This is a genomic window from Streptomyces sp., from assembly GCF_050698815.1.
Lineage (GTDB): Bacteria > Actinomycetota > Actinomycetes > Streptomycetales > Streptomycetaceae > Streptomyces.
Genome location: NZ_JBOHCV010000365.1, coordinates 1 through 3,580 on the forward strand (window position 1 = coordinate 1; position 3,580 = coordinate 3,580).

General features: G+C 68.9%; 2 protein-coding genes and 1 tRNA gene. 1 reads left to right on the forward strand and 2 read right to left on the reverse strand.

The annotated features are described in order from the left end of the window. On the forward strand, window positions 1-1,232 hold a 1,232-nt coding region (locus ACRDP3_RS13335; RefSeq protein ID WP_431517126.1), incomplete at its 5' end, for an Nramp family divalent metal transporter. Window positions 1,233-2,021: 789 nt separating this feature from the next. Here the strand turns inward: ACRDP3_RS13335 and ACRDP3_RS13340 are convergent. Together ACRDP3_RS13340 and ACRDP3_RS13345 are read right to left on the reverse strand one after the other, a co-directional pair. Then, window positions 2,022-2,106, reverse strand: a tRNA-Leu gene (locus ACRDP3_RS13340). A 139-nt stretch (window positions 2,107-2,245) separates the two neighbouring features. Next, window positions 2,246-3,580, reverse strand: a 1,335-nt coding sequence (locus ACRDP3_RS13345; protein WP_431517127.1) for an aldehyde dehydrogenase family protein, incomplete at its 5' end; no start/stop codon positions are given.

A 3,580-nucleotide genomic window follows, 5' to 3' on the forward strand; every position in this document is an offset into this window, starting at 1 on the left:
CCCAGTGGTTCCTGAACATGGAGATCGAGCGCTACACCCTCGCCACCGGCGAGACCGCCGTGACCGGCTTCAACCGGTACTGGCGGCACTGGGGCGCGGTGATGGTGCTGCTGACGTACGCGGCGAACCTCTGGCCGGGCTGGGTCACCAGTTCCGCCACCATGGCGTCCTACGTCTTCGGCGGCAATCCCACCCTCATCGCGCTCGTCCTGCTGCCCTGCATCGGCGCGATCCTCACCCTCGCCCCGGTCGTCTACACCGCGCTCGAGCGGCTGCTGATCCTGAAGGTCGCTGTCATCGGCGGATTCTTCACACTGGCAGTGATCTTCGCCGTGAAGGCGTCCAGCTGGGCGGATCTGCCGCAAGGCGCGACCCACATAGGCCAGTTCCCCAGCGACCTCGGTGTCGCCGTGCTGATGGGTGCGCTCGCCTACGCCGGAGCGGGCGGCGGACAGAACCTGTGCCAGAGCAACTGGATCCGGGACAAGGGCTTCGGCATGGGCCACTACGTACCCCGGCTGGTCAGCCCCCTGACCGGAAAGGAGGACACCGAGGCAGCCGCCTCCGAGACCGGAAAGGGAGCCACCGCCGGGTACGTCTTCGTCCCCGAGGGGGAGAACCTGGAACGCTGGAAGCGCTGGTGGCGGTTCGCCAACACCGAACAGGCTCTGACCTTCGGCCTGGTCACCATCCTCACCATCGTGCTCTCCTCACTGCTCGCACACTCCACGCTCTTCGGCTCTGAGGGCCTGGCCAACGACGTGAGCTTCCTGCAGGACGAGGGCGAGGCGCTGAAGGCGCAGGTCGGCGACTGGTTCGGCGTGCTGTTCTGGCTGATCGGGTCGTTCGCGCTGTTCAGTGCGGCGGTGGGCATCGTCGACTACACGAGCAGGCTCGCGGCCGACGTCCTGAAGTCGACGTACATGCGCCGCTCCCGGCTCTCCGAGAGCCGGCTGTACTTCTGGCTGGTGTGGGGGCTCGTCGTCGTCGGCATGTGCGTTCTGCTGGCCGGGATCGACCAGCCGCTGGTGCTGCTCGTCATCTCCGCGTGCGTCGCGGGGCTGATGATGTTCGTCTACGGCGGCCTGCTGCTCTTCATGAACCGCAAGGCGCTCCCCGCGGCGATCAAGGTGCGGGGATACCGGGCTGCCGCGCTGGTGTGGGTCGTCGTGCTCTTCGGCGTGCTGTCCGTGCTGACGGTACGGCAGCAGATCCTCGACCTCCTCGGCTGACCTCAGCCGGCCGACGGCCGGTGCCCGCCGGTTGCCGAGTCGTTGGGCACCGGCGGGCGGCGGCCGAGGGCGCGGACACGGAGCGATACCGACTGTCACGCTGGTCCCCAGCGTCGCTGACGGCTACGCCGGAGCGTCGTCAAGCATCAGTCCATCGAGCCCTCGAGTGTCGGCTTTGTCTCCTTCAAGAGGACAGACACAAGATCATTCAACTCGGGCGAAAGATACCGAGACGTGCGCTGAATCTGCTTGGCAGCCTTCAGCCCACGCAGCCAGCACTTCCGCTGCCGATACGTGCATTCCGGCGCGTCGTATGTAAATGGGTCGAAATCATTCTTGACCTGGTCTTTGCTCCACGAGCGCCTCCGCCGCATCCACCACGACCTGAGCGACCCCGCCCTCCGGTCTCTGTCGGCCTCGATGATCGCGGAGAGCTGGGGAATCCGAGACACCGCCCACCTGGAGTCGGCTGAGAACGGAGTTCGGCTGCACGGTCACCGAACTCCGCCAGGCCGGCAGTGGGTGACGGTCTGGGAGAAGTTGCCGACTGCTCCAGCGCCTGCGGTGAGCCGCAGCTCCACCATCGTTGCAGGCGATCTCCGCAAACTTCGCGCTCGCGCCACCACTCTGCGAGAGCAGTCGGGACAACACGTCGAAGGAGAGATACGGCCGGCCCGGCTGCCGGAAATGAGCGCGGGGCGACTGTGCGACGCGGGGCACGAACGGGAGCGGAACGGGAAGAAGCCCTTCGCATCAACGCTGCCGCTGATGTGAAGGGCTTCCATCCGGTGTCCGAGGGGGGACTTGAACCCCCACGCCCTGTAAAGGGCACTAGCACCTCAAGCTAGCGCGTCTGCCATTCCGCCACCCGGACCAGGTGTGATGCCGCTCGCGGGCACTGCCGTGGCGACGCGGACCACCATATCAAGCTTTCGGAGTGCGCTTCACCTGGGTATCCCCGGTGCGCGGGCGGCCCGGCGGTGGGTTGCCGGGCCGCCCGCGCAGGCGGTCGGTCAGGCCGCTGCGAGGGTGGATTCGGCCTCCGGCTGGAGGCGGTAGTCGGGGAAGTTGCCCGGCAGCCGTTCGCCGGACGGGCCCTCGGTGACGGCGCGGATCAGGAGTTCGCCGCCGACGAACGCGCCGCGCCAGGAAGCGCCGAAGCCGCCGAAGAGCTCGTCCCGGTCCCCTCGGGAGCGGGGCTTGCTGTGCCCCGTCTTGAACGCGCGGATCTGCGGTGAGAGCCGGTCGAAGGCGTCCTGGTCGTCGGTGGAGAGGGTGGCGACCAGGGCGCCGTTGCTGGCGTTCATGGCGGCGAGCAGTTCTGCCTCGGTGTCGACCAGGACGATGCTGTCGACCGGGCCGAAGGGTTCCGCGTGGTGCAGCGGTGAGGAGGAGGGCGGGGAGAGCAGGGTCGTCGGCGGGAGGTACGCCGAGGTGTCCTGGCCCGGCAGGAAGAGGCCGTCCGCCGGCGAGCCCTGGTAGAGGGGCACCGCTCCCCGGTCGATGGCCTCCCGGGTCTGGTCGGCCAGCTCCTTCGCCTTGGCCGCGTTGATCAAGGGGCCGAAGTCCAGCTCGGGCAGCGGATCCCCGGGGTGGGCCACGGCGAGGGGATGGCCGAAGCGGATGGAACGGACCGCGGGCAGGTAGGCGCCCAGGAAGTCCGCGAACTGCGTGCGCCGCACGACGAAGCGGGGGTAGGCGGTGCAGCGCTGCTTGGCGTAGTCGAAGGTCTTGCGGATGAGCGGGGTCAGTCCCTCCCAGTCCGAGTAGTTCCACACACCCCAGCAGTTGAGGCCCTCCTGCTCCAGGATGTGCCGCTTGCCCAGGTCGGCGACGGCGGTGGCGACGCGGGCGCCGGTGTCCCGGCCGCCGACGAAGGAGACGCAGCCGATCTCCGGCGCGCGCACGAGCGCCTCTGAGAGCTGACCGCCGCTGCCGCTGACGAGGGTGAGCGGCAGCCCCTCCCGTACGGAGAGGGCGCCGGCCAGGGTCAGGCAGGCGAGGCCGCCGTCGGTGGGGGTCTTGGCGATCACCGCGTTGCCGGCCAGGGCCTGGATGAGCATGGCGTGGACGAGCACGCTCATCGGGTAGTTCCAGCTGGCGATGTTGCTGACCGGGCCTGGCAGTGACGTACGGCCGTCGAGCATCGTCTCGATGTGGTCGACGTACCAGCGCACACCGTCGATCGCCCGGTCGACGTCGGCCCGGGCCAGCTTCCACGTCTTGCCGATCTCCCAGACCAGCAGCAGGGCGAGGAGGTCGCGGTGCTCGGTGAGGGCGTCGAGGGCGGCGGCGACGCGGGCGCGCCGCTCGGGCAGCGGCACGTGCCGCCAGGCGCGGTGCTGGTC